Source organism: Mannheimia massilioguelmaensis (assembly GCF_000940515.1).
Taxonomy (GTDB): domain Bacteria; phylum Pseudomonadota; class Gammaproteobacteria; order Enterobacterales; family Pasteurellaceae; genus Basfia; species Basfia bettyae.
Window position 1 is genome coordinate 166,262 of sequence record NZ_CDQL01000005.1, and the last position, 24,488, is coordinate 190,749.

The following is a 24,488-nucleotide window of genomic DNA, read 5'->3' on the forward strand; positions in this document are numbered from 1 at the left end:
ACTATGTCTGTTATTATTTATCATAATCCCCGTTGTTCAAAGAGCCGTGAAACCTTAAAACTGTTACAGGAACAACATATTGAACCTAAAATTGAGCTTTATCTTGAAAATCGCTATTCTATTGATCAATTAAAAGACTTAATGAAAAAACTTGGTATTGTTAGTGCTCGTGAAATGATGCGTGTGAAAGATGATTTATATAAAGATCTTCAATTAGATGCACAAAAGGTGACTGAAGAACAACTATTGCAAGCGATTAGTGAACATTCTGCATTGTTAGAACGCCCGATTGTGATTAAAGCGGATAAAGCAAAGATTGGTCGTCCACCAGAAGCCGTATTGAGTATTTTGTAATTTGTAGATGAAAATCGTATAATAACTATCGCTCAAATTTAGAGCGATATTATTTTATATAGAAAGAGATAAATTATGGTAAAGAAAATTCAAAAAGCACCAATGTTGATTTCTGAAGCCACTCAGGTGGTGTATCAACATACTCGAGGTATCATTCAAGATAATGCAGTTAAAGCCTTATTGCATGATCGTTTATTTCATCAACGAGTTGAAAAAAAGTTGAAAGGTAAAGGAAGTTATCAGCGAAAGGCAAAACATCCAAATAAATATTTTGAAAAGCCCGATTATAAGATTTTTATTAATAGAGATTTTATAATCGGGTTTTTTATTTAAATGATTAATTACAATAAATAGCAAACAATAAAAATAATAGAGGTAAGTATGTCAGTTAACACAATACTTTTGTTCTCAAATACATTGAATGTTCGTATTAGCGATCCAGGTGAAGAAGGTGCACATAGCCATTTCTTTGAAACTATTTATATTACCTTAGATGCTCATATTACAGCGGGTAATGTAGTTTATGAATTTATTCGTAAGGTAGAAGATGAGGTGAAAATTAAACGCCGTTTCACAGAATTAGAAACATTATTTAAATTCTTAGCAGATTACTTAGATCCTGTTGCTCTTGGTAATCTAGGGGTAAAAATTGGTCAGTTAGGTTTAGCAAAGGAATGAAGATAAAATAAACGAAAAGTGCGGTAGAAATTTTAAAAATTTAAACCGCACTTTTATTCTAACTGATTACATCTTAACGCATAGTCACAAATTCTTCAGAACCTGTAGGGTGAATCGCTACGGTATTATCAAAATCTGCTTTAGTTGCTCCCATTTTGATTGCAACAGCAAAGCCTTGGATCATTTCATCTACACCAAAACCAATACCATGTAAGCCAACCACTTTCTCATTTGGCCCCACACATACAAGTTTCATTTTGCAGGGTTGACGATGTTGAGTTACTGCTGTGTACATCGCCGTGAAAGAGGATGTGTAAACTTTCACATTATCTGCACCATATTGTTCAATTGCTTTGGGTTCAGTTAAACCCACAGTACCGATTGGTGGATGGCTGAAAATTACCGTTGGCACTAAATTGTAATCTAAATATTCATTAGGCTTATTGTTAAATAAACGTTCAGACAGACGACGACCTGCTGCCACTGCTACAGGTGTTAACTCGATACCACCTTCAATAATATCACCCACTGCATAAATACCATTTACATTGGTATTTTGGTATTTATCTACTTTAACAAAACCGCGAGTATTGGTCTCGACCCCTGCCGCTTGAAGATTAATTTTATCTGTTGTCGGTTCACGACCAATCGCCCATACTACTGCATCAACATTAGTTTCACGTCCATCTTCCAGTTTTAAAGTTAATGAACCATCTTGATTTTTAGTGACTTCTTGTGGAATCGCATTGGTATGTAAGTGAATACCATCTTGTGCTAAAACTTCAACTAAAGTATCAACAATGAGAGGATCTTGATTACGTAATGGCGCATGTTTACGTACAAATAAATGAGTTTCAGTACCCAGGCTATTGAATACACCTGCAAGTTCTACAGCGATATAACCCGCCCCAACAACCGCAACACGTTTAGGCAATTCGGTTAATGCAAAGAAACCATCAGAGGTAATGCCATATTCTGCGCCTTTTAGATTAGGAATACTTGGACGACCACCAGTAGCAATCAAAATATGATCTGCAGTTACTTGTTCAGATGTGCCATCTGAATAAGTAACTTCTACTGTCTTAGCATTTACAAAGCGACCAAAACCATTTAATACATCAATATTATTTTTAGCTAATACATTGTTGTAAGAATTATGAATGCGGCCGATATAAGATTGGCGACTATCAATTAATTTTTTGAAATCAAAGTTATTCACCGTAACATCAAATCCATAATCAGGAGCATAACTGTTAATTGCTTCGGCAATATGAGCACCATAGAACATCACTTTTTTCGGTACACAACCGACGTTTACACAGGTACCACCTAAATGTTTTGCTTCAATAATTGCACATTTTTTGCCATAGCTTGCTGCACGATTGAGAGAGGCAATACCGCCACTACCGCCACCGATAGCTAAATAATCATAATGTTTAGTCATTTTATTGTCCTATTTTTGAACGAAGTATTGGTTACTATTTTGCCACAAATTTTTTGTGGAAATCAAAATGGGTTAATAAATTAGTCTAATTGGTGTTATCAATCTAATCATTGAATATTTGGCATAAAAAAATTAATTACGCATTAGAAAAACTAATGAATACCATAAATAATATGTCTGTGATGCACATAAAATTTATGATTTAGATCACAAATTAAGAATGTTTGACTTACTATAATATTAAAAAAGCAAAAGGTCATTAGAAGGAGAAAATTATGACAACGCTAACAAGAAAAGAAGTAGATTTATTAGGCGAACGTGAAGTACCAATGGATGCATATTGGGGTATTCACACCTTAAGAGCAGTGGAAAACTTTAATATTTCTAATGTCACTATTTCAGATGTTCCTGAATTTGTTAAAGGTATGGTTGCAGTGAAAAAAGCAACTGCGCTTGCAAATGGTGAATTAGGTGCGATTCCTGCTGATATCGCAACAGCCATTGTTGCTGCATGCGATGAAATTTTAACTACGGGTAAATGTTTAGATCAATTCCCATCAGATGTTTATCAAGGTGGTGCAGGTACTTCTGTAAATATGAATACTAATGAAGTTGTGGCAAACCTTGCATTAGAAAAAATTGGTCATAAAAAAGGCGAATATAATGTAATTAACCCAATGGATCATGTGAATGCAAGCCAATCTACTAATGATGCTTATCCTACAGGTTTCCGCATTGCCGTATATAACAGCATTATGAAATTAATTGAGAAAATTCAATATTTACATGATGGTTTTGATAAAAAAGCGGTTGAATTTGCAAAAGTTTTAAAAATGGGACGTACTCAATTACAAGATGCCGTTCCAATGACTGTGGGTCAAGAATTCAAAGCATTTGCCGTATTACTTGAAGAAGAAGTGCGTAATTTAAAACGTACAGCAGAATTATTACTTGAAGTGAACCTTGGTGCAACTGCGATTGGTACAGGTTTAAATACTCCAACAGGTTATTCAGAATTAGTGGTTAAAAAATTATCTGAAGTTACAGGTTTACCATGTGTCAATGCAGATAACTTGATTGAAGCAACTTCAGACTGTGGTGCTTATGTTATGGTGCATGGCGCATTAAAACGTACTGCGGTAAAACTTTCTAAAGTATGTAATGATTTACGTTTATTATCTTCAGGCCCTCGTGCTGGTTTAAATGAAATTAATTTACCTGAATTGCAAGCCGGTTCTTCAATTATGCCAGCTAAAGTTAATCCAGTGGTACCAGAAGTAGTAAATCAAGTATGCTTTAAAGTTATTGGTAATGATACAGCAGTGACTTTCGCAGCTGAAGCTGGTCAATTACAATTAAATGTAATGGAACCTGTCATTGGTCAGGCAATGTTTGAATCAATTGATATTTTAACCAATGCATGTGTGAACTTACGTGATAAATGTATTGATGGCATCACTGTTAACGAAGAAATTTGTAAAAACTATGTGTTTAATTCAATTGGTATTGTGACTTATTTGAATCCATTTATCGGTCACCATAATGGCGATATCGTTGGTAAAATCTGTGCAACAACAGGCCGTGGTGTACGTGAAGTGGTATTAGAACGTGGTTTATTAACTGAAGCTGAATTGGATGACATTCTTTCAGTAGAAAACTTAATGAACCCAACATATAAAGCAAAATTAAATAAATAATTGAAAATTTTGTGAAAATAGACCGCACTTTATCTCGATAAGGTGCGGTTTTTTATAGGAAAATTTATTCAGGGGTAATCCAATTTACAGACCAACTGCCTGTACCTTCAGGGACTAATACATTCACTAAATACGGTAGAATTTTTTTCATTTGAGCTTCTAATTGCCATGGCGGATTAATGACAATCATACCACTAGCGGTCATTCCACGTTGATCAGAATCAGGACGTACAGCCAATTCAATTTGTAAGATTTTCCGAATGCCCGTGTCTTTTAATCCTTTCACCATACGTTTAGTTTGTTGGCGTAATACCACTGGATACCAAATAGCATAAATTCCCGTAGCAAAACGTTTATAACCTTCTTCAATAGCATTAACGACAAGATCATAATCTTCTTTCATTTCATAAGGTGGATCAATGAGAACTAAACCACGACGTTCTTTCGGAGGTAAAGTGGCTTTAAGTTGTTGAAAACCATCATCACGCTTAACCATGATATTATGGAATTCTTTAAAGTTATTCCGTAAGATTGGATAGTCAGCAGGATGTAATTCAGTAAGTAACCCACGATCCTGAGCACGTAACATTTGTGCGGCAATTAAAGGTGAGCCAGCATAATAACGCAGTTCTTTACCCCCATAATTGAGCTTTTTGATCATGTTTAAATAGCGTTGTACTTCTTCTGGGAGATCATCTTGCTCCCATAAACGTGCAATTCCTTCCTTAAACTCTGCTGTTTTTTCAGCTTCTTCACTAAATAAACGGTAACGCCCTACACCTGAGTGAGTATCTAAATAATAAAACCCTTTTTCCTTTTGTTTAAGGTTTTCAATAATTAACATTTCTACGATATGTTTCACTACATCCGCATGATTGCCGGCATGGAAACTATGACGATAGCTGAGCATAATAAGCCTTTTTAAATAAAATTTTTGGAAAATAAACCGCACTTTTGGGAAAAGTGCGGTAAATAAGGTTAAGTTAGATTGTTTAGTTAGAACAATTCTTGACGTTGTGATGGTGCAGACTCGCCAGGATTGCCTGGTTTACTTCCAAACCGTTGTTGTAATTCAGGTGGTACATAATAACCACGTTCTTCTACGAAAACACGTTTAGGCTCACTGCCTTTAATAAAATATTCGACACGTCCGCCACCATTTGCAAGTAGTCCAGAACCTATATCAATCCGTTTTTCTACAATATTTATTGGTGTAGGTAAGGTACGTTCAGGAATATCTGAAAGTGCAAATTTCATATAGTTAATCCAAGCTGGCATTGCAGTTTTGGCACCAGCTTCACCTCGACCTAGCGTACGTTTATTATCATCAAAACCAACATAAATTGCTGTAGTTAGGTGAGCACCAAAGCCCGCATACCAAGCAACTTTTGAGTTGTTTGTTGTACCTGTTTTACCACCGACATCTTTACGTTTAATTTCATTTGCCATACGCCAGCTAGTACCTTTCCAGCCTAAGCCAGGTTCACCATAAATAGCAGTATTTAATGCACTACGAATAAGAAAAGCAAGCTCACCACTAATGACTCGAGGTGCATATTGAATTTGTGGTGCTTCAGTTTTATCTTCTACCATAAGATTAACTTCCTCTTCACTAATTTTACCGCCTTGATTTTTCAATTCAGCAGGTTCATCAGCATTTTCAGAGCCATCGCCTTCTTCACCATTAGTACTATCATCTGTTTTAGCTAAATTTAAATTGTCATTAGTATTTTCATTAGTTTTTAATGCATTCGCATCTAGTTTGTCTTGGGTTTGTCCATAAATTGTTGGAATGTCATCACAAGTCGTACAAGCAATTTTAGGATTAGCAATAAATAAATCTTTGCCCGTATTATCAACGATACGATTAATAATAAATGGATCAACCAAAAAACCACCATTATCAAACACAGCGTAGCCACGTGCCATTTCTAACGGAGTAAAAGAGGCTGCTCCTAATGCTAAAGCTTCACTTGCAAAATATTGGTCACGTTTAAAACCAAAACGTTGTAGGAAATCAGCAACATAAGGAATTCCCGCTGTTTGCATCGCACGGATAGCAATCATATTTTTAGATTGCCCTAATCCTACACGTAAACGCATTGGACCATCATAACGATCTGGTGAGTTTTTTGGATTCCAATCTGCTTGCCCAGGTTTTCGGATAGAAATTGGAGTATCTTGTAAAATACTGGATAAGGTTAATCCTTTTTCTAAAGCTGCTGCATAAATAAAAGGTTTAATGGAAGAACCCACTTGGACCATAGATTGAGTGGCACGGTTGAATTTACTCTGTTCGAAGCTGAAACCACCTACTAAGGCTTCAATTGCACCATTATCACTATTGAGAGATACTAAAGCTGAATTTGCTTCAGGAATTTGACCTAAACTCCATTCTCCTTTATTTGTTTGTTTTAACCAAATTTGATCGCCAGCTTTGACTGCAATTGATTTTCCTGACCAACGTAAAACGCTAGCATTTAAGCTGATTTTTTCACCAGATACCATAAGTACAGTAGTATTAGCTTTATCAGTAGATAATACTACTGCTGGGAAAAATGGCTCTGAGTTTGGTAATTTACGTAAAGTATCTAAGATTTTATCTGTTTCCCAAGCAGTTTCAGACTTATTCCAAAGTGATGTGGCTCCACGATAGCCACTATGACGCATATCATAAGCGATTAAATTATTACGCACAGCTTTTTGTGCATTAGCTTGATCTTTTGAAAGAATAGTTGTGTAAACTTTATAGCCACTATTATAAGCATTTTCTTCTCCGTAGCGTTTAACCATTTCTTGGCGAACCATTTCAGTTACGTAATCTGCTCGGAATTCAATTTGTGCTCCATGATATGAGGCTTTAATAGGATCTTTACGTGCTTCATCATATTGTAATTTAGTGATGAAATTCATTTCTAACATGCGACCCAGTACGACATTACGGCGTTCTTCTGCACGTTTTAGAGAGTAAAGTGGATTCATGGTTGATGGTGCTTTAGGTAAACCAGCAATGATAGCCATTTCAGATAAGGTTAATTCATCTAAATTTTTACCAAAATAGGTTTTTGCTGCGGCGGCTACACCATAAGAACGATAACCTAAATAAATTTTATTGAGGTAAAGCTCTAAGATCTCTGTTTTGGAAAGCGCATTTTCTATTTCAATGGCTAAAATCGCTTCTTTAGCCTTACGTATAATTGTTTTCTCAGGGGTTAAGAAGAAGTTTCTGGCTAATTGTTGTGTGATGGTGCTTGCACCTTGTGATGCTCCACCATTATTAATAGCAACAGAAACCGCCCGAATAATACCAATAGGATCTAAACCATGATGTTCATAAAAACGGCTATCTTCGGTGGCAAGTACCGCATTAATTAAGGTTTGGGGAACATTTTCAAGTTTTACAGGAATGCGACGCTGTTCTCCGACTTCTCCAATCAGTTTTTCATCTGCGGTATAAATTTGCATCGGCTGTTGCAATTCTACGGTTTTTAAACTTTGTACATCTGGTAACTGAGATTTAATGTGAAAATACAATAAACCTCCAGCTATGCACCCTAAAATAATGATAGTTAATAGAGTACTTAATATTAATTTTGCGATCTTCATTCCAAAATTCACTCTTTATTGATGCTTTTTATGAAAAAGTAAGAAACACTACTTTCCCCTTTATTAAACAACTAAGTATAAAGATTAGTTCAATAAATCTAAAGTTAAAAAATAAATTAGTCAGTAAAAAATAGGAAATTATGATGAAAATGACAAGGAATACAACGAAAAATCTAAATGTAGGATTATTTTTAAATCGCCAACATGGTAAAGAATTATTAGATGCCATTTGGTTTGATGAATATGGGCAAGCTTATCACGTGCTATGGGATATGTTTGATAGAACTCAATCTTTAGATAACCTTATTCGACAGGTTGGGCAGTATTCTGATAAGCAAAAATTAGAGCTTAAACTTATTACCGCGGCTTTGCCAAATCAATTATGGAATCAAACATTATTTTTACCAGACACGCTCAATGAACAAGAATGTGAACAACAATGTGAGTTTTTCTTACAGCGTGATTTACCCATTTCTTTAGAAGAGGTTTGGTATGATTATTGTGCAAGCCATTTGAAAGGCGGCACTCGTTTGGATATTTTTGCCATTATGCGTAAAGTCGCAGAACACCAAATTATGATGTTTGAGCCTTTTGGTTTAGATGTACTAGATAGTGCCATTTATGCCATTGAACGAGCTTATCGGTTTATTTTAAAAGCACAATTTAATGATGAGGCTGCAATGCTTTATCAAGATGAGCTTTACTCATTAGCGGTACAACGTAAAGATCAACAACTTCGTGTATTACAATTAGCCGAAACTAGTCTAAGTGAGCTTTATGAACAATTTTGTGCAAGATACCAAGATATTCCAGAATATTGTTACGCTTACAGTGCAACAAATGCCCTGCAATCTAGTGATTGGCAATTAATTGAAACCGATTTACCACTAATGGCATTAGGTGCTGCTTTATGGACAGAAGAGCCTGAAAATAAAAATGTCTTACAGTTAGATTTAGAAGAGCTTGAGGCTCTTGAAGAACTTGAACAAGCCGGTTTATTAGGTATCGGAGTGAAGCACTAGTTAATGAAACAATGGATAAATCTTTTGCCATGGAGAACTCGTTTATTTCGTCAACAACAACGACGATTGGTGTTTAAAATTTTGAGTTTTACCACCGCACTTTGCTTGACTTATGTTGGATTAAGTTATTGGAATCAGCATTTACAACAAATGATTGCTATAAAACAACATCAATCTCAACAACAGCAGACAATGCTTTCTAAACTAGAACATCAATTAACGCAATTGAGGCAAGAACAAGAATGGGGAGAAGGGCAACTGCTGGTATCTTCAAATGAAGTTTTGCAATTCATGGCATGGTTAAAAGATTTACCATTTATTCAAGGTGAACTCACAGAATTTTATGTTGAAAAAGAACGGATCAAGCTCAAGGGGAGGGTGACTCAGCAGTCTGAGTTTGATCATATTCAGCAATATATTAGTCAATCATCATTTATTCAAACTCACCAATTGAATCATTTTATTACGCTATCAGATAGCACAATTGAATTTGGATTTGATATTTATTGGAAATAGTTATGGAACAACAATTATGGCGAAGTTGTGTAAAAGCTTCGCCGACTAAACAGAATTTTCTGTTGATCGGTGTTTTGGTATTAAGTTTATCTTTTCCAAGTTATCAATTCTTGCAGATGCAATATAGAATTAGGCAACTTGAACAAGAGGTATTTGCACAACAGCAACAAGTAGAGCATCAACAAAAATTACTTAATGTATTACAAAAAAAGATGCAGTATGAGTCATTCACGCCTCAATTAACACTCGCATTATCTCCTATTAATCAACATATTCAATTAACATCAAAACAACTTATTATTCATTCTTCCCAATGGAGCTTCTTACAATCTCCGATTTTAAAATTACAGATACAGGGGCGTTTCTCAACTATTAATCGATTTTTAATTCAGTTATTACAAAAATTTAAGCCTCTTCAACTAACGACATTACGTCTTTATAAAAAAGATGATGAGCCAGGTATCTATAGTCAACTCACTTGCCAATTACATCATAAGGAGCCTGAATGAGACTAAGGGTTATTTTTGCATTATTGATCACAAATTTATTTTGGCTAGAAAATTTAAATGCTGAAGCAGATCCTTTTGATAAACAACAGCGATTAGCACATTCTTTATCAACAGAATCAATTAACGAAGTTCGACATCATTGTGATACAGAATCAACAGTGATTGCAGAACATATTTCTTTTCAGCAATTAAAGCTAATTGGCATGATGCAATATACAACAGCTTGGAAAGCATTTTTTATGGATAATGAAAAACATATTTATACCGCTATGGTTGGTAATCTGATCAGTAAAGAGCAATTAAAATTACAGCAAATTAGCCGTAAGAACATCCAATTATTAGCCTGGGATGAGGCAGAAAATTGTCAGCAAACACGAGTAGTTAACATAAAATTTTAGGGCTAAATATGAAAGGAATAATATTATTTATAGTTAAATTCGGGCTTTGTTTAGGGCTTTTGATGCCTATTGCTATGGCTACAGAACAGATTGATTCAACTTTTTCAATTCGTTTAAAAAGAGCACCTTTAGTACCAACACTACAACAATTAGCGCTTGAACAAAATATCAATTTGATTATTGATGATGAACTAGATAGTACCTTGTCATTACAATTGGATAAAGTTGATTTTCCTCAACTTTTAACATCTGTTGCAAAATTAAAACAGCTTTCTTTATGGCAAGATAAAGGTATTTATTATTTAAGTAAACATAATTTAGTCGAGCAATCTACATCACTTCCTAAAGATAAAATTTTTGAAAAACCTACCGCACTTTTGGCTGAACCACAAATTGTAACCAGTGCGATAAAATTGCATTTTGCTAAAGCCTCAGAAGTGATGAAATCTTTGACTTCAGGGACAGGATCATTGCTTTCACCCACAGGTGCTATTAGTTTTGATGAAAGGAGTAATCAACTTTTAATTCAAGATGATAATGCCTCTATACAAAATATTAAGAGAATGGTTGCTCAACTAGATAAGCCTATTGAACAAATCGCTATTGAGGCTCGTATTGTCACAATGAATGATGAAAGTTTGAAAGAGCTAGGTGTTCGGTGGGGGCTACTAGAGGGGGTAAATACCGCACATCGTGTTGCTGGCAGTTTAGAGGGTAATGGATTATTAAATATTGCAGAAAATCTTAATATTAATTTTCCAACTAGCTCCACACCAGCAGGTTCAATTGCATTACAAGTGGCTAAAATTCACGGTAGATTATTAGATCTTGAATTAACCGCATTAGAACAGGAACATAATGTAAAAATTATTGCTAGTCCTCGTTTGCTCACGACAAATAAAAAGAGTGCAAGTATTAAACAGGGAACAGAAATTCCTTATGTAACAGTCAATCGAAAAAATGATACAGAGTATGTTGAATTTCGAGATGCGGTGTTAGGCTTAGAAGTCACTCCTCATATTTCTAAAGATAATTCGATTCTATTAGATTTAATTGTTAGCCAAAATTCACCAAGTGCAAATATTGTATATGGCAATAGTAATTTGATTGCTATTGATAAACAAGAAATTAATACTCAAGTCTTTGCAAAAGATGGTGAAACTATTGTATTGGGTGGTGTATTTAACGATACGATTACCAAAGGTGAAGATAAAGTTCCTGTGCTAGGAGATATTCCTATTATTAAACGCCTATTTAGTAAAGAGAGTGAAAAGCATCAAAAGCGTGAATTAGTGATTTTTGTTACTCCCCATATTCTCAAACAGGGTGAAAGTTTAGAACAGATTCAAAAACGATTCGAATATCCTATTAGTGACTTAAAAAAATAACATAATTCACTATTTTGCCCTTGTTTTATTAAATAATTACAATAAATTTCTTCCTAAGGTTGAAAATAGGGGGGATTTATTGAGATAATCTATCAGTTTAGGTGATCCGTTTATTTATCGTTAGTGATGGAAACGATTAAGGATTTTTTTAACCGATTAGAATATTTTAAGAAGAATAAAAAATGGCAGAAAAACGTAATATTTTTTTAGTGGGTCCAATGGGCGCGGGTAAAAGTACCATTGGTCGCCAACTTGCTCAACTTTTAAATATGGAATTTATTGATTCTGATAACGAAATAGAGCAGCGAGCGGGGGCAGATATTAGTTGGATTTTTGATATCGAAGGAGAAGCAGGTTTTCGTAAACGTGAAGCTCGAGTGATTAATGAACTTACTCAGAAACAAGGCATTGTGCTTTCTACTGGTGGCGGTTCTATCGTTTCAAAAGACACCCGTAATCATCTTTCCGCTCGTGGTATTGTGATTTATTTACAAACTACAGTTGATAAACAGTTTGAACGTACTCAACGCGATAAAAAACGCCCTCTTCTACAAGGCGTTGATGATACTCGTCAAGTTTTAGAAGAATTAGCAAAAATCCGTAATCCATTATATGAAGAAATAGCGGATATTACCTTACCAACAGATGAACAAAGTGCGAAATTAATGGCGAGTCATATTGTTGAGTTAATTGATAATTTTAACGGATAAATAATCTATAAATTAAGGTTGTAAGTTATGGAATGTGTAAATGTTGAATTAAAAGAACGCCGTTATCCCATTTACATTGGTGAGTCTTTATTAACCAATGCAGCAGTTTATCCTCTTAAAGCTGAAGATAAAGTGATGATTGTGAGTAATCCAACAATTGCACAATATTATCTAAAACCCGTAACTGAAACCTTAGAAAAAATAGGTTGTAAAGTAAGCCATGTTTTACTTCCAGATGGAGAAAAATATAAAAATCTAGACTCATTAAATAGGGTTTTTACCGCATTATTAGAAGAAAATCATGGTCGTGATACTACGCTAATTGCCTTGGGAGGCGGGGTGATTGGTGATATTGTAGGTTATGCGGCTGCGAGTTATCAACGTGGTATTCGCTTTATTCAAATACCAACTACTTTGCTGGCTCAAGTGGATTCCTCAGTAGGTGGAAAAACCGCTGTTAATCATGAGTTAGGTAAAAATATGATAGGCGCGTTTTATCAACCTATTACAGTGATTATTGATACCACAACCCTGAATACTTTACCTAAAAGAGAAGTGAACGCAGGCTTAGCTGAAGTGATTAAATATGGTGCTATTTTAGATTTACCATTCTTTGAATGGCTAGAAGAGCATATTGATAATTTAGTCGCATTAAAACAACAAGATCTAAAATTCTGTATCGCTCGTTGTTGCCAAATTAAAGCAGGTATTGTTGCTTGTGATGAAACTGAGAAAGGAGATCGTGCTTTATTAAACCTTGGTCATACTTTTGGGCATGCTATTGAAACTCATTTAGGTTATGGCAATTGGTTACATGGTGAGGCGGTAGCCGTAGGTTCCATGATGGCAGCTGCATTATCTGAAAAATTAGGGAATATCACTCGCCAAGATGTTGGCCGCTTAGAAAAATTATTTGCTCGTGCAAATTTGCCAACGGTTTCACCTGATACGATGCAACCAGAAGATTATTTACCGCATATGATGCGCGATAAAAAAGTGTTAGCAGGTAAATTACGTCTTGTTTTATTAAAGTCACTCGGGCAAGCTTATGTGGCTACAGATATGAATCAACAACTGGTTCTTGCTGCAATCCAGGCTTGTACTCAAAACGATTAGTGCCACTCAATGTCTTCTCGTGCAAAAACTAAACATTACTTAAAACACCGTTCATTTTTAAAATGGGCGGGGGGAAAGTTTCGGTTAATGGATGATATTAATCGTTTACTTCCTAAACGTAAAAAATGTTTAGTTGAGCCTTTTGTCGGGGCTGGTTCAGTATTTCTTAATAGCCATTTTGAGAGATATGTGCTTGCCGATATTAATCCTGATTTAATTAATTTATTTAATGCGGTTAAACTAGATGTAGAGGCTTATATTAGTGCCTTAAAACCTATTTTTTTCCATCCTCAGGCAAATACTGCTAGCTATTATTATCAACGACGAGCTGATTTTAATGCATCAGAAGACACGTTTGTTCGTTCAGTATTATTTCTTTATTTAAATCGTTTTGGTTTTAATGGCTTGTGTCGCTATAACTCACAAAATGAGTTTAATGTGCCGTTTGGTGCTTATAAAACTCATTATTTCCCTGAACAAGAATTACGCTATTTTGCGGAAAAAGCACAAAGTGCGGTCTTTATTTGTGCAGATTTCCAAGAAACTTTTGCGCTCGCAGACGAGGATTCGGTCATTTATTGTGACCCACCTTATGCTCCTCTTATACAAGAAACCAATTTTACCAAGTATTCATCTCATGATTTTTCATTAGAACATCAACATCATTTGGCTATGCTTGCTAAACAGATATCTCAAGAACGTCATATTCCAGTATTGATATCTAATCATGATACTAAATTTACTCGTGAAATTTATAATGGGGCAAAGTTTAAACGTATTAAGGTGCAACGTTCTATTAGCCAAACTTCAGAACGACGTATTAAAGTTAATGAATTAATTGCTCTTTTTAAATAGGATCAGTTTTTTTAGCCAATTTCAGGATTAATTTTAAAAGTTAATTTGATAATTTCTGGATAATCTTTTTGAATTAAGTTTAATAAATCTTGTTGTTTAAATAGTAGGCTTTGGCGTACAACAGCATTCGTTACTTCAATAATTAGGCTATCTTGAGTAAAGTTGGCAAGGCGATATAAGCCTTTACATTGTGCAGGGAAAATTTGTTGAAGCTGTTGGTTTAATTGATTTAGGAATAATCCTTTTTGCATGATCTTTGATAAGTCAGAGGTTTCTAACAGATCTTTAATATTCATTACTTTCTGGTTGCGTGGCATTGAATTTCCTAAATTGATCCCAATTAATAAAGGACATTGTAGCGAATTTCCGTTACAATACGAAAAACTTTTTTAGCTGTTTGTATAATGATGATAATTTCTCATAAAATTAAGCATACATTTTGGTCGCAACTTCTGGTAAGTATGATTGCGATGTTTGCTTTGCCTAACGTTCAAGGCGTTGAATATAGCGAATCAACTACAGAAAATTATCAACAACAATCACATCACTTTCAGCAACAATTATTAAAAAAAGTAGCACTTGTTCATCAAGCGATTGTACCTTATTCTGATGTGCAACAACGTCATATTAAACAGGTAAAATTTTCTAAAAATGAACCGCACTTATTTGTCTCTTCTCTATGCGAGTTCTCTCCTCCAATTCGTGGTAGTCCTTCTCTTTAATGCTGATGTAAGTCAATGCTATCTAGCATCATTAATATGATTTATCCTGATGAGTTATCTCACTTTAGCCCTTTATTGAAAAGAGAAATAAGATTTATGTTAAAAACTATCGCAACAAAAATTTTTGGTAGTCGCAATGATCGTGTACTACGTAGATTAAACAAAATTGTAAAAAAAATTAATGCATTAGAACCAAGTTTTGAAGCTTTAACTGATGATGAATTAAAAGCGAAGACAGCAGAGTTTCGTGCAAGATTAGAAAAAGGTGAAAGCTTAGAAAGTTTAATGCCAGAAGCTTTTGCAACTGTTCGTGAAGCCAGTAAACGTGTACTTGGTATGCGCCATTTCGATGTGCAGCTTGTTGGTGGAATGGTATTAACTAATCGTAATATTGCTGAAATGCGTACGGGTGAAGGTAAAACCTTAACAGCAACTTTACCTTGTTATTTAAATGCGTTAACAGGTAAGGGCGTTCATGTAGTGACTGTAAATGACTATCTTGCAGGTCGTGATGCAGAAACTAACCGTCCATTATTTGAATTTTTAGGGATGACAGTAGGCGTGAATGTGCCAGGTTTATCGCCAGAAGCAAAGCGTGAAGCCTATAAAGCAGATATTACTTATGCAACAAACAGTGAATTAGGTTTTGATTATTTACGGGATAATTTAGCACATTCTGCGGAAGATCGTTTTCAACGCCAATTACATTATGCATTAGTAGATGAAGTGGATTCCATCTTAATTGATGAAGCTCGTACACCTTTAATTATTTCAGGCCCCGCAGAAGATAGTTCTGAACTTTATATGGCGATTGATAAATTAATCCCATTATTAATCAAACAAGATAAAGAAGACAGTGATGAATATCAGGGGGATGGTGACTTCACTTTAGACTTAAAAACTAAACAAGCTTATTTAACCGAACGAGGCCAAGAAAAATGTGAGAATTGGCTAACCAGTAATGGTTTTATGGGTGAGGATGAATCTTTATATTCACCAGCAAAAATCGGGTTATTACATCATATTTATGCCGCATTGCGTGCTCATACTTTATTTGAACGAGATGTGGATTATATTGTTAAAGATGGTGAGATTGTTATTGTTGATGAACACACTGGCCGTACAATGGCTGGTCGCCGTTGGTCGGATGGTTTACACCAAGCTATCGAAGCAAAAGAGCATGTGAGAATTCAAGGCGAAAATCAAACAGTTGCTTCGATTACTTATCAAAACTATTTCCGTTTGTATGAAAAATTAGCAGGTATGACTGGTACAGCTGATACTGAAGCATTTGAATTTCAACAAATCTACGGTTTAGAAACCATCGTTATTCCAACTAATCGTCCGATGATTCGTGATGACCGAACAGACGTGATGTTTGAAAATGAAGCTTATAAATTTAAAGCGATTATTGATGATATCAAAGAATGTGTTGCTCGTAGTCAGCCAGTATTGGTGGGTACAGCATCTATTGAAAAGTCAGAATTACTGTCTCATGAATTAAATAAAGCAGGCATTCCACATAATGTATTGAATGCAAAATTCCATGCTCAGGAAGCGGAAATTATTGCTAATGCAGGGTATCCTGGTGCAGTAACTATTGCAACTAATATGGCGGGACGTGGTACGGACATTATGTTGGGAGGTAACTGGAAAGCAGAAGCAGCTAAGCTAGATAATCCAACAGAAGAACAAATTGAAGCTCTAAAAAATGCATGGCAACAACGTCATGATACCGTAATGAAAGCGGGTGGTTTACATATTATTGGTACAGAACGACATGAATCTCGTCGTATTGATAATCAGTTACGTGGTCGTTCAGGTCGTCAAGGCGATCCAGGCTCATCCCGTTTCTACTTATCATTAGATGATAGCTTAATGCGTATTTACTTGAATGAAGGTAAGTTAAATATGATGCGTAAAGCTTTCACCTCTGAAGGTGAGGCAATGGAATCGAAATTATTGGCTAAAGTTATTGCTTCAGCACAAGCAAAAGTGGAGGCTCATAACTTTGATGGTCGTAAGAACTTATTACAATTTGATGATGTCGCAAATGATCAACGTCATGCAATTTATGCCCAACGTAATGATTTATTAGATCATGATGATATTTCAGAGACAATTGTGGCGATTCGAGAAGATGTCTTTAATGAGGTGATTGATCAATATATTCCACCGCAATCATTAGAAGAACAATGGAATATTCCAGAACTGGAAACGCGTTTAAAACAAGACTTTGCCTTAGATTTACCAATTGCAAAATGGTTAGAAGAAGATAATAACTTACATGAAGATAATCTTCGTGAACGTATTGTTGAAGCTGCAATTAAAGAATATCAACGTAAAGAAGAAATTGTTGGTGCAGAAACTATGCGTAATTTTGAAAAAGGAGTAATGTTACAAACTCTTGATGAGTTATGGAAAGAGCATTTATCTTCAATGGATCAATTACGTAAAGGTATTCACTTACGTGGCTATGCACAAAAGGATCCTAAACAGGAATATAAAAAAGAGTCATTCCAGATGTTTACGGAAATGCTGGATGCTTTAAAACTCTCTGTAATCAGAACATTAAGTCGTGTTCAAGTGCGCACCCAAGAAGAAGTTCAAGCACAACAGCAAGCTATGGCAGCGGTGGAACAAGCGGCAAAACAAATTGCAGATGCTGAATATGGTAATTCAAGCGGTACCAGCGAAAGTGTTGATGGTCAGCGAGCTGTTGCACAGGGAGAACATCGTATTGGTCGTAATGATCCTTGTCCTTGTGGCTCTGGCAAAAAATACAAGCATTGCCATGGTAGTCGTGTAACACAAGAATCTTAGTATGAAGTAAGTGCGGTTAGAAATTTAAAATTTTAACCGCACTTTTTAATTGAATAAATGTCAATTATGAATAAGTCTAATCATTCAGTAGGAAGATGATGATGAATAAGAAACAAGTCCAAGTTGCAGCTGGTATTATTCGTAATGAGTTTGGGCAGATCTATTTAACACAACGTTTAGAAGGGCAAGATTTTGCACAATCCTTAGAATTTCCTGGTGGTAAAATTGATATGGGAGAAACACCAGAACAAGCCCTAAAAAGAGAGTTAGAGGAAGAAGTTGGAATCGTTGTTTTAAACCCCGTTATGTATGAACAATTTGTTTTTGAATATCCCAATAAAATTATTCATTTTTATTTTTATTTAGTCAAAGAATGGATTGGTGAACCTTTTGGTCGTGAAGGTCAAGAGGGATTTTGGATAGCTCAACATGATTTAGATGAATCCAAATTTCCTCCAGCTAATTTAAAATTGGTACAACGGTTGTTGGCAGAAAGTTAGATAAATTTTACTTGAAAATTTCTGAAAAACTTGACCGCACTTTTATCGTGATAAGCAAAGCCCTGAAACTTCAGGGCTTTGATCTTGGGTTTGGATTAACGTAGTACAAGAATTGGTTTATCCGTATTACGAGCTACTCGTACAGTATTTGCACTTAAACCTTCTGCGTGAGGTTTACTGCTCGCTAACATGACAATAATATCAACATCTTTCTCATCTGCAATATGGCAGATTTCTTCATAAATTGTCCCATAGGTAACAATATGTTGTACTTTTGCATCTTTAGGAAATGTCGCTTGTGTAAAGTCATGTAGCTTTTTATTGGCTTCCGCTAACACAGATTTATCAAAGTTCTTAGGTAAGAATGCCGCAATTAAACTATTATCCACAGGCTCAATAATTGACACAACACGATAGACTGCATTTGGGTTATTCGCTGTAAGCTTCAAGGCCGTATTAACCACATACTTTGCACTTTCTAGATTGGCTAAGTCAATTGCAATGAGTAGCTTGTTATACATAGTAAATTTCCTTTTTCATTTATTGATGGCACCGCTATGTGTGCCATAAAATTAGTGTTGTTTTAAACGACGACGTTGGTTATAACCGATTAAGAAAGCAAGGATAAATGCAGGTATAAATATCCATTCTTTAGCGGGTGCATCTTGCGGTAATGCCACATCTATAATGGTTTGATCCCAGTTTAATCCTGCTTTTGCTGCTTCAGAATCGATTTCTACTAAGTCAATGATTACTTTAGGTGTTTCGACACCATCAATAGTAATTTTGTCATCCGTTTGCATAAGTGTTAAGCCTAGTTTTTTCACTCGTTCTTCACCTGTGGCACCTTCTGGCACAGGTAATTGCGCATAAAATTCTATTGGTTTACCGTAGGGGTTAACACCTGAAACTTTAATCATGAATTTCTCACCAACCTTAACATTTTGTAATTGTTGTACCATTTGAGCTGGTTCAATATGTCGTTCTGATGGCATGATACGTTCCATAAAGAAACCTGGTCTAAATAAAGCAAATGCTAGAATTAATAACAGAATAGTTTCCCACCATTTATTTTTGGTAAAGAAATAATTCATGGTTCCAGCTGTAAATAGTAAAACACCTGTGGTTGCAGTAATAAATACTAAAATACCCTTTGCCCAACCTACGTCAAGTAAGAGCAAGTCCGTATTAAAAATAAATAGGAAAGGTAAAATGGCTGTTCTTAAACTATATATAAAAGCTACCATTCCTGTTTTTATTGGGCTACCACCAGAAATAGCAGCTGCTGCAAATGAAGCTAGCCCAACAGGTGGGGTAACATCTGCCATAATACCAAAATAGAATACAAATAAATGTACTGCAATGAGAGGAACAATTAAGCCATTTTGACGCCCAACTTCTACAATAACGATTGCCATAAGGGAAGAGACAACAATGTAATTAGCAGTGGTTGGTAAACCCATACCAAGAATTAGGCTGAAAATAGCTACTAGAATTAACATTAGGATGATATTGCCCATAGAAAGCAGCTCAATTACACCTGAGAGTTGTACTCCAAATCCAGTGAGAGCGACAACTCCTACGATAATTCCTGCGGTTGCGGTAGCTAAACCAATACCAGTCATATTACGTCCACCGCTTTCTAAACCCTCTAATAATTCTTGCCAGCCTTGTTTTAATAAGGCTTTTGTAATAGGTTGTTTACGGAAGAAATTTAATAGTGGACGTTGTGTTAATTGAATAGCAATTAGCGTCATTGTCCCCCAGAATGCGGATAAACCAGGAGATAACATTTCTACCATTAAACACCACAATAAAACCACAACAGGAATTAAATAATGTAAACCTGAATTTACAGTGGGTTTGGTGGCAGGTAATGTTGCAATAGGCGAGTTTGGATCGTCTACTTCAAGGTCTGGAAAACTTGCCACACGACGAATCAGTAATAAATATACTATTGTCAGAATGATGCAGACAATGAGTAAAGAGTGTTGAGGGATAACTTCATTAATCCAGCCTAAACCGAACTTAACAGCAAAATATAATATGCAAATAATTAGGAAAGATGCGAGAGTACGAATTAAGCTAATTAAAAAAGGCTTCGGTGGTTCAACTCGAGCTAAGCCTTGTAAATTCATTTTACAAGCTTCTAAGTGGACAATATAAACTAGTGCAATATAAGAAATTAATGCTGGTAAGAATGCATGCTTAATTAATTCATTATATGGCATATTAATGTATTCAATCATCAAAAACGCTGCTGCACCCATAACTGGAGGCATAATTTGACCATTGACAGATGAGGCAACTTCAACTGCACCAGCTTTTTCATTGGTAAAACCAACACGTTTCATCATTGGAATGGTGAAGGTTCCCGTAGTAACCACATTTGCAATAGATGAACCAGAAATTAATCCCGTTAAACCTGATGATACAACCGCTGCTTTAGCTGGTCCTCCACGTAAGTGACCTAAATAAGCAAAAGCTGTTTTAATAAAATAGTTACCAGCACCGGCTTTGTCTAGTAAAGCGCCAAATAATACAAATAGAAATACATATTTAGTAGATACACCTAAGGCAATTCCGAATACACCTTCAGTAGTCACCCATTGTTGATTAATAATATGTGCAAGGGAACCCGTACGATGGCTAATTAACCAATCACTAGGAAAATATTGACCAAAAAAGTTATAAAGTAAGAAGATAATAGCTATGACGACTAATGGTAATCCAAGGCTACGACGTGTAGCTTCTAAAACCAATAACACACCAATGCAACCTGCGATGATATCTTGTAAATTGGGTGCACCAAAACGTTTAACTAATCCTTCATAAAAGAAAATATAGTATAAACCAAGAAAAGCACCTAAAAATGCAAAGCACCAGTCTAAAGCAGGAATTTTGTGCTTAGGTGAGTTAGCAAAAGCTGGATAAGATAAAAATGCAAGGAACATGGCAAAGGCCAAATGAATTGAACGTGCTTTTGTATCATCGACGACAACATTCAAATTAATACCTAAGCTACTTAACCATTCTTGAAGAATAAAAGGAAATGGAGATGCATAATAAATTTGGAAAATAGACCATAGAATAGCAACATATACGATGGTTTTTTTGGCAATACCAGTGGGTGTTCGCCCCCCCGTATCATTAGAAGCTACCATATCTTGGAGGTCATCATAGTTTGCTGTTTTAGGTTCTGACATAGGTTGATTCTCACGAGATAATGAAAAATAAAAAAACTATAACTTTTATAGTTATGAATTAAATTACCACAGACTGGATAATCCAAACTGTGGTAATTTATTAATGGCTATATGTCATTAGTTAAGACTGAGAAGTTATTTAATCCAGCCTCGTTCTTTATAATAGCGCACTGCTCCATCGTGTAACGGTGCAGAAAGTGCATTTTTGATCATGTCTTCTTCTTTCAAGTTTGCAAAGGCAGGGTGTAAACGTTTGAAACGATCGAAGTTATCAAAAACAGCTTTAACAACAGCATAAACTTTATCTGCATCAACATCACTTGAGCTAACGAGAGTTGCATAGACACCAAATGTATCTACTGGTTGATCAGAGCCTTTATATAAACCACCAGGAATGGTTGCTTTAGCATAATAAGGATGATCTGCAACTAATTTATCAATCGCTTCACCTGTGACTGGAACTAAATGAGCATTACAAGATGCAGCAGCCTCTTTTAATGCACCATTAGGATGCCCTACATTATAGGTAATTGCATCTAAGTTGTTATCACACATAACAGATGCCATTTCAGCTGGTTTTAGCTCTGAAGCTACTTTGAAATCTTTATCTGTCCAACCTTTTGCCGCTAAAATAACATTCATTGTTGCACGAGTACCAGAGCCTGGATCTCCCACATTGACTCGTTTACCTTTTAAATCATCAAAATTTTTGATTCCTGAATCATCACGAGCCATTAAAGTGAAGGGTTCTGGGTGAAGAGAAAAGACTGCTCTGAGTTTATCATTCTTTTTACCTTCAAATGAGCTTGAACCATTATATGCATGGAATTGCCAATCTGATTGAGCAATCCCCATATCCATTTGTTTTTCTGCGATGGCATTTAAGTTAGCCACTGAAGCTCCTGTTGATGGAGCATTACATTTGATTTGGGTTTTTGCAGTATCACGATTTACTAACTGGCAAATTGATTGACCAACAACGTAATATACCCCTGTTTGCCCACCTGTACCGATAGTAATAAAGCTTTCTTCTGCTTGAACAGAGAATGCAGCCATTGCCATACTTGTTACTAATGATAATTTTAAAAATTTTTTCATAGTTAGCTCTCCGTGCATATTGCAATATGTGAGTAATGTTGTGTTTTATGTATTCATAATTTATTAAAAAATGAACAATTACAGATATACTAGAGTTTAAAATCTTTTGCAATAGATATTTTTATCGTAGATATAAATTTTATTAATGCATAATAAAATTTTGTTTTATGGCATGGAGATACATTATTTTAAATAAATTAAGAATCAGCCTATCTTTATTTTATGATTGGAGGTTTTTACTGCATCATAGCTATATGAAGTGTTACTATATTTCTCATAGAAATATAGTCTAAATTAACCTTTTAGAACAAAATTTGAGAGTTGTTGCCAAAGATTCGGGCTAAATTCTTGTTTAGCTAAGCGTTCTAGTTCACCGAGTTGTTGGCACATTAGGTATAGTTGGCGATAGGTCAGACGCTTTAAGGCTTGAGTGTATAAATTGCGGCGATTTTGCCAAATTTTTAGGCGATCAAAATTTTCTCTTAATTGATTTAGAGGCAGACTATCATCGATACTGGTAAGACGCTGTTGTGGTTTTGTAAGAGTTAATAAGATAATTAATTCACGTTGTAGTGTGCGTAATAAAATGATAGGTTGCACATCCTCTGCTTGTAAGCCATTTAAAATACGTTGAGCACGAGCCTCTTTGCCTTCTAGTAACGCATCTATCCATTGGAATGGGGTAAAAATAGAGGATTGTTCTACAATATTTTTAACACGAACAAAACTTAATTTGTTATCAGGGTGTAGTAGTGCAAGCAACTCTAATGCTTGTTTTAGAGCCAATAAATTATTTTCATAACTATAACAAAGTAATTGAAGTGCATCTTGCTCAATTGTCAGCCCCATTGTTTTAACACGGTTGCTCACCCAAATAGGGAGTTGTTCTACAGTTGGTGTCTGGCAGTTGATAAGTACAGATTGTGATTCATAATGTTCAAGTTGTATAAACCAATCTTGTTTTTCCATTGTTTTAGTAAGCTTTGGAAAGTGTAAAATCAGCAAAATATCTTCATTCAGCAATGAAATAAGTTCGATCAAGTTTTTTTGTAAAACTGCGGTCAAATTTTCAGGAAATTTTAGAATGATGGCTTGTTTATTGAAGAATAATCCCATGGATTGGCAACGTTCAAAAAGAGCATTCCAATCTGTCATGTTATCAATTATCACCTCAACTTTTTCATCAAAGCCTTGTGTATTGGCTATTTTCGTAATCTGATCTAGGCTTTCACTAAGCAATAAAGGATCTTGCCCAATTAAATAATAGACTCGAGCGAGTCTATTATTTAGGGAATGAGAAAGTTGCTCAGTAAAAATTCTATTCATTTACTTAGTATTCGTTTGTTTCATTTGATGTTGCAGTGCCACCATTTTTTGGATTAATTGACGTGCTGCTTGTTCACGCATATCGTTCCACATAATTTCTTTTTCAGATGATTTAGCCAGTGCTGCGCGTGAGTTATCAAAAAAAGTGCGGTTTACTTTAGCGATAATTGGATAAGTGGCTTTGTTAGGTAATTTTACAGAAGCTTCCACTTGTAAAATTAACATTTTTTCTGCTTCACGACCTTGTTTAAATACCGATACCACTTCATCATTTGTAGTGATTTTATTTAAACGTAGCACAGGTACATTTGCATTGGCATCAACCAGTTTTACATTATTCACTTGGAGTTGTTTACGCATCGCAATGGTCATATAGCCATATTGATCCGCACTTTCAAGGGTTAAGGTCTGTAATTCTTGTGGTACTAATTGACCGTTTTGGAAATGAAAACCACAAGCAGTTAAAGCCACTAAAGAGGCTGTAATAAAGAGGATTTTGAGTCGTTTTAACATAGAAAAA

The 24,488-nt window shown here is 35.3% G+C and carries 24 protein-coding genes; 15 read left to right on the plus strand and 9 right to left on the minus strand.

Going from position 1 to position 24,488, the window contains the following annotated elements; translation table 11 throughout:
* The first annotated feature begins 3 nt into the window (after positions 1-3).
* The 3 genes from arsC to BN1226_RS03945 all read left to right on the plus strand — a co-directional run bounded on the left by arsC (position 4) and on the right by BN1226_RS03945 (position 1,032).
* Positions 4-354: an arsenate reductase (glutaredoxin) gene (arsC, locus tag BN1226_RS03935; protein WP_044470086.1), complete on the plus strand. Its 351-nt coding sequence runs from the start codon at positions 4-6 to the stop codon at positions 352-354.
* 75 nt (positions 355-429) lie between these two features.
* Positions 430-687: an alternative ribosome-rescue factor A gene (locus BN1226_RS03940; protein WP_005761724.1), complete on the plus strand. Its 258-nt coding sequence runs from the start codon at positions 430-432 to the stop codon at positions 685-687.
* A 48-nt stretch (positions 688-735) separates the two neighbouring features.
* The gene (locus BN1226_RS03945) at positions 736-1,032 is read left to right on the plus strand and encodes a DUF5377 domain-containing protein (protein WP_005761835.1); all 297 of its coding nucleotides are present in this window, start codon (positions 736-738) and stop codon (positions 1,030-1,032) included.
* A gap of 73 nt (positions 1,033-1,105) precedes the next feature.
* Here the strand turns inward: BN1226_RS03945 and gorA are convergent, their stop codons facing one another.
* Positions 1,106-2,476 (minus strand): glutathione-disulfide reductase, encoded by a 1,371-nt coding sequence (gorA, locus tag BN1226_RS03950; protein ID WP_044470087.1) that lies wholly within the window; start codon positions 2,474-2,476, stop codon positions 1,106-1,108.
* Between the two features lie 275 nt (positions 2,477-2,751).
* On the opposite strand from gorA, the gene aspA reads away from it, so the two are divergent.
* Positions 2,752-4,173 (plus strand): aspartate ammonia-lyase, encoded by a 1,422-nt coding sequence (aspA, locus tag BN1226_RS03955; RefSeq protein ID WP_044470088.1) that lies wholly within the window; start codon positions 2,752-2,754, stop codon positions 4,171-4,173.
* A 64-nt stretch (positions 4,174-4,237) separates the two neighbouring features.
* Here aspA and BN1226_RS03960 read toward each other — a convergent pair whose 3' ends face one another.
* Together BN1226_RS03960 and BN1226_RS03965 are read right to left on the minus strand one after the other, a co-directional pair.
* Entirely contained in the window at positions 4,238-5,083 is an 846-nt protein-coding gene (locus tag BN1226_RS03960; RefSeq protein ID WP_044470089.1) for a 23S rRNA (adenine(2030)-N(6))-methyltransferase RlmJ, read from the minus strand.
* An 86-nt stretch (positions 5,084-5,169) separates the two neighbouring features.
* Positions 5,170-7,779: a penicillin-binding protein 1A gene (locus BN1226_RS03965; RefSeq protein ID WP_044470090.1), complete on the minus strand. Its 2,610-nt coding sequence runs from the start codon at positions 7,777-7,779 to the stop codon at positions 5,170-5,172.
* A gap of 140 nt (positions 7,780-7,919) precedes the next feature.
* Between BN1226_RS03965 and pilM the strand changes: the two genes are divergently transcribed.
* The 8 genes from pilM (at position 7,920) to BN1226_RS04005 (ending at position 14,293) form a co-directional block, all read left to right on the plus strand.
* Complete coding sequence (gene pilM / locus BN1226_RS03970; RefSeq protein ID WP_156149888.1) at positions 7,920-8,801, plus strand: pilus assembly protein PilM; 882 nt, start codon at positions 7,920-7,922, stop codon at positions 8,799-8,801.
* Between the two features lie 3 nt (positions 8,802-8,804).
* On the plus strand, positions 8,805-9,317 hold the full coding sequence (locus BN1226_RS03975) for a hypothetical protein (RefSeq protein ID WP_044470091.1): 513 nt from the start codon (positions 8,805-8,807) through the stop codon (positions 9,315-9,317).
* Between the two features lie 2 nt (positions 9,318-9,319).
* Positions 9,320-9,826: a hypothetical protein gene (locus BN1226_RS03980; protein ID WP_044470092.1), complete on the plus strand. Its 507-nt coding sequence runs from the start codon at positions 9,320-9,322 to the stop codon at positions 9,824-9,826.
* Positions 9,823-10,224, plus strand: coding sequence for a pilus assembly protein PilP (locus tag BN1226_RS03985; RefSeq protein ID WP_044470093.1), 402 nt, complete (start codon positions 9,823-9,825; stop codon positions 10,222-10,224). The genes BN1226_RS03980 and BN1226_RS03985 overlap by 4 nt, the downstream gene beginning before the upstream one ends.
* Before the next feature lie 8 nt (positions 10,225-10,232).
* Positions 10,233-11,612, plus strand: coding sequence for a type IV pilus secretin PilQ (locus BN1226_RS03990; RefSeq protein ID WP_044470094.1), 1,380 nt, complete (start codon positions 10,233-10,235; stop codon positions 11,610-11,612).
* Positions 11,613-11,794: 182 nt separating this feature from the next.
* Positions 11,795-12,322 (plus strand): shikimate kinase AroK, encoded by a 528-nt coding sequence (gene aroK, locus BN1226_RS03995; protein WP_044470095.1) that lies wholly within the window; start codon positions 11,795-11,797, stop codon positions 12,320-12,322.
* Positions 12,323-12,349: 27 nt separating this feature from the next.
* Positions 12,350-13,438 (plus strand): 3-dehydroquinate synthase, encoded by a 1,089-nt coding sequence (aroB, locus tag BN1226_RS04000; RefSeq protein WP_044470096.1) that lies wholly within the window; start codon positions 12,350-12,352, stop codon positions 13,436-13,438.
* A 9-nt stretch (positions 13,439-13,447) separates the two neighbouring features.
* Positions 13,448-14,293 carry a Dam family site-specific DNA-(adenine-N6)-methyltransferase gene (locus BN1226_RS04005; protein ID WP_044470097.1) on the plus strand — a complete coding sequence of 282 codons (846 nt, stop codon included), beginning with the start codon at positions 13,448-13,450 and terminating at the stop codon, positions 14,291-14,293.
* A gap of 11 nt (positions 14,294-14,304) precedes the next feature.
* On the opposite strand, the gene BN1226_RS04010 is transcribed toward BN1226_RS04005, so the two are convergent.
* Entirely contained in the window at positions 14,305-14,610 is a 306-nt protein-coding gene (locus tag BN1226_RS04010; protein ID WP_005761759.1) for a DciA family protein, read from the minus strand.
* A gap of 87 nt (positions 14,611-14,697) precedes the next feature.
* Here BN1226_RS04010 and secM point away from each other — a divergent pair, with 87 nt between their 5' ends.
* The 3 genes from secM to mutT all read left to right on the plus strand — a co-directional run bounded on the left by secM (position 14,698) and on the right by mutT (position 18,338).
* Positions 14,698-15,015 carry a secA translation cis-regulator SecM gene (gene secM / locus BN1226_RS04015; protein ID WP_082041902.1) on the plus strand — a complete coding sequence of 106 codons (318 nt, stop codon included), beginning with the start codon at positions 14,698-14,700 and terminating at the stop codon, positions 15,013-15,015.
* Between the two features lie 96 nt (positions 15,016-15,111).
* Entirely contained in the window at positions 15,112-17,838 is a 2,727-nt protein-coding gene (gene secA, locus BN1226_RS04020; protein WP_044470099.1) for a preprotein translocase subunit SecA, read from the plus strand.
* A 101-nt stretch (positions 17,839-17,939) separates the two neighbouring features.
* On the plus strand, positions 17,940-18,338 hold the full coding sequence (gene mutT / locus BN1226_RS04025; RefSeq protein ID WP_044470100.1) for an 8-oxo-dGTP diphosphatase MutT: 399 nt from the start codon (positions 17,940-17,942) through the stop codon (positions 18,336-18,338).
* 95 nt (positions 18,339-18,433) lie between these two features.
* Here the strand turns inward: mutT and BN1226_RS04030 are convergent, their stop codons facing one another.
* The 5 genes from BN1226_RS04030 to BN1226_RS04050 all read right to left on the minus strand — a co-directional run bounded on the left by BN1226_RS04030 (position 18,434) and on the right by BN1226_RS04050 (position 24,481).
* Entirely contained in the window at positions 18,434-18,859 is a 426-nt protein-coding gene (locus BN1226_RS04030) for a universal stress protein (protein ID WP_005761805.1), read from the minus strand.
* A gap of 51 nt (positions 18,860-18,910) precedes the next feature.
* Positions 18,911-21,544: a TRAP transporter permease gene (locus BN1226_RS04035; protein WP_044470101.1), complete on the minus strand. Its 2,634-nt coding sequence runs from the start codon at positions 21,542-21,544 to the stop codon at positions 18,911-18,913.
* A 135-nt stretch (positions 21,545-21,679) separates the two neighbouring features.
* Complete coding sequence (locus BN1226_RS04040; protein WP_005761780.1) at positions 21,680-22,642, minus strand: TAXI family TRAP transporter solute-binding subunit; 963 nt, start codon at positions 22,640-22,642, stop codon at positions 21,680-21,682.
* A 294-nt stretch (positions 22,643-22,936) separates the two neighbouring features.
* The gene (gene holA, locus BN1226_RS04045) at positions 22,937-23,968 is read right to left on the minus strand and encodes a DNA polymerase III subunit delta (protein ID WP_044470102.1); all 1,032 of its coding nucleotides are present in this window, start codon (positions 23,966-23,968) and stop codon (positions 22,937-22,939) included.
* Complete coding sequence (locus tag BN1226_RS04050; protein WP_044470103.1) at positions 23,969-24,481, minus strand: LPS-assembly lipoprotein LptE; 513 nt, start codon at positions 24,479-24,481, stop codon at positions 23,969-23,971.
* Between the last annotated feature and the right edge of the window lie 7 nt (positions 24,482-24,488).

What these genes read in the sequence shown, in the direction of transcription:
- arsC (WP_044470086.1), top strand. Translation starts at nt 4, where the DNA reads ATGTCTGTTATTATTTATCATAATCCCCGTTGTTCAAAGAGCCGTGAA.
- BN1226_RS03940 (WP_005761724.1), top strand. Translation starts at nt 430, where the DNA reads ATGGTAAAGAAAATTCAAAAAGCACCAATGTTGATTTCTGAAGCCACT.
- BN1226_RS03945 (WP_005761835.1), top strand. Translation starts at nt 736, where the DNA reads ATGTCAGTTAACACAATACTTTTGTTCTCAAATACATTGAATGTTCGT.
- gorA (WP_044470087.1), bottom strand. Translation starts at nt 2,476, where the DNA reads ATGACTAAACATTATGATTATTTAGCTATCGGTGGCGGTAGTGGCGGT.
- aspA (WP_044470088.1), top strand. Translation starts at nt 2,752, where the DNA reads ATGACAACGCTAACAAGAAAAGAAGTAGATTTATTAGGCGAACGTGAA.
- BN1226_RS03960 (WP_044470089.1), bottom strand. Translation starts at nt 5,083, where the DNA reads ATGCTCAGCTATCGTCATAGTTTCCATGCCGGCAATCATGCGGATGTA.
- BN1226_RS03965 (WP_044470090.1), bottom strand. Translation starts at nt 7,779, where the DNA reads ATGAAGATCGCAAAATTAATATTAAGTACTCTATTAACTATCATTATT.
- pilM (WP_156149888.1), top strand. Translation starts at nt 7,920, where the DNA reads ATGATGAAAATGACAAGGAATACAACGAAAAATCTAAATGTAGGATTA.
- BN1226_RS03975 (WP_044470091.1), top strand. Translation starts at nt 8,805, where the DNA reads ATGAAACAATGGATAAATCTTTTGCCATGGAGAACTCGTTTATTTCGT.
- BN1226_RS03980 (WP_044470092.1), top strand. Translation starts at nt 9,320, where the DNA reads ATGGAACAACAATTATGGCGAAGTTGTGTAAAAGCTTCGCCGACTAAA.
- BN1226_RS03985 (WP_044470093.1), top strand. Translation starts at nt 9,823, where the DNA reads ATGAGACTAAGGGTTATTTTTGCATTATTGATCACAAATTTATTTTGG.
- BN1226_RS03990 (WP_044470094.1), top strand. Translation starts at nt 10,233, where the DNA reads ATGAAAGGAATAATATTATTTATAGTTAAATTCGGGCTTTGTTTAGGG.
- aroK (WP_044470095.1), top strand. Translation starts at nt 11,795, where the DNA reads ATGGCAGAAAAACGTAATATTTTTTTAGTGGGTCCAATGGGCGCGGGT.
- aroB (WP_044470096.1), top strand. Translation starts at nt 12,350, where the DNA reads ATGGAATGTGTAAATGTTGAATTAAAAGAACGCCGTTATCCCATTTAC.
- BN1226_RS04005 (WP_044470097.1), top strand. Translation starts at nt 13,448, where the DNA reads ATGTCTTCTCGTGCAAAAACTAAACATTACTTAAAACACCGTTCATTT.
- BN1226_RS04010 (WP_005761759.1), bottom strand. Translation starts at nt 14,610, where the DNA reads ATGCCACGCAACCAGAAAGTAATGAATATTAAAGATCTGTTAGAAACC.
- secM (WP_082041902.1), top strand. Translation starts at nt 14,698, where the DNA reads ATGATGATAATTTCTCATAAAATTAAGCATACATTTTGGTCGCAACTT.
- secA (WP_044470099.1), top strand. Translation starts at nt 15,112, where the DNA reads ATGTTAAAAACTATCGCAACAAAAATTTTTGGTAGTCGCAATGATCGT.
- mutT (WP_044470100.1), top strand. Translation starts at nt 17,940, where the DNA reads ATGAATAAGAAACAAGTCCAAGTTGCAGCTGGTATTATTCGTAATGAG.
- BN1226_RS04030 (WP_005761805.1), bottom strand. Translation starts at nt 18,859, where the DNA reads ATGTATAACAAGCTACTCATTGCAATTGACTTAGCCAATCTAGAAAGT.
- BN1226_RS04035 (WP_044470101.1), bottom strand. Translation starts at nt 21,544, where the DNA reads ATGTCAGAACCTAAAACAGCAAACTATGATGACCTCCAAGATATGGTA.
- BN1226_RS04040 (WP_005761780.1), bottom strand. Translation starts at nt 22,642, where the DNA reads ATGAAAAAATTTTTAAAATTATCATTAGTAACAAGTATGGCAATGGCT.
- holA (WP_044470102.1), bottom strand. Translation starts at nt 23,968, where the DNA reads ATGAATAGAATTTTTACTGAGCAACTTTCTCATTCCCTAAATAATAGA.
- BN1226_RS04050 (WP_044470103.1), bottom strand. Translation starts at nt 24,481, where the DNA reads ATGTTAAAACGACTCAAAATCCTCTTTATTACAGCCTCTTTAGTGGCT.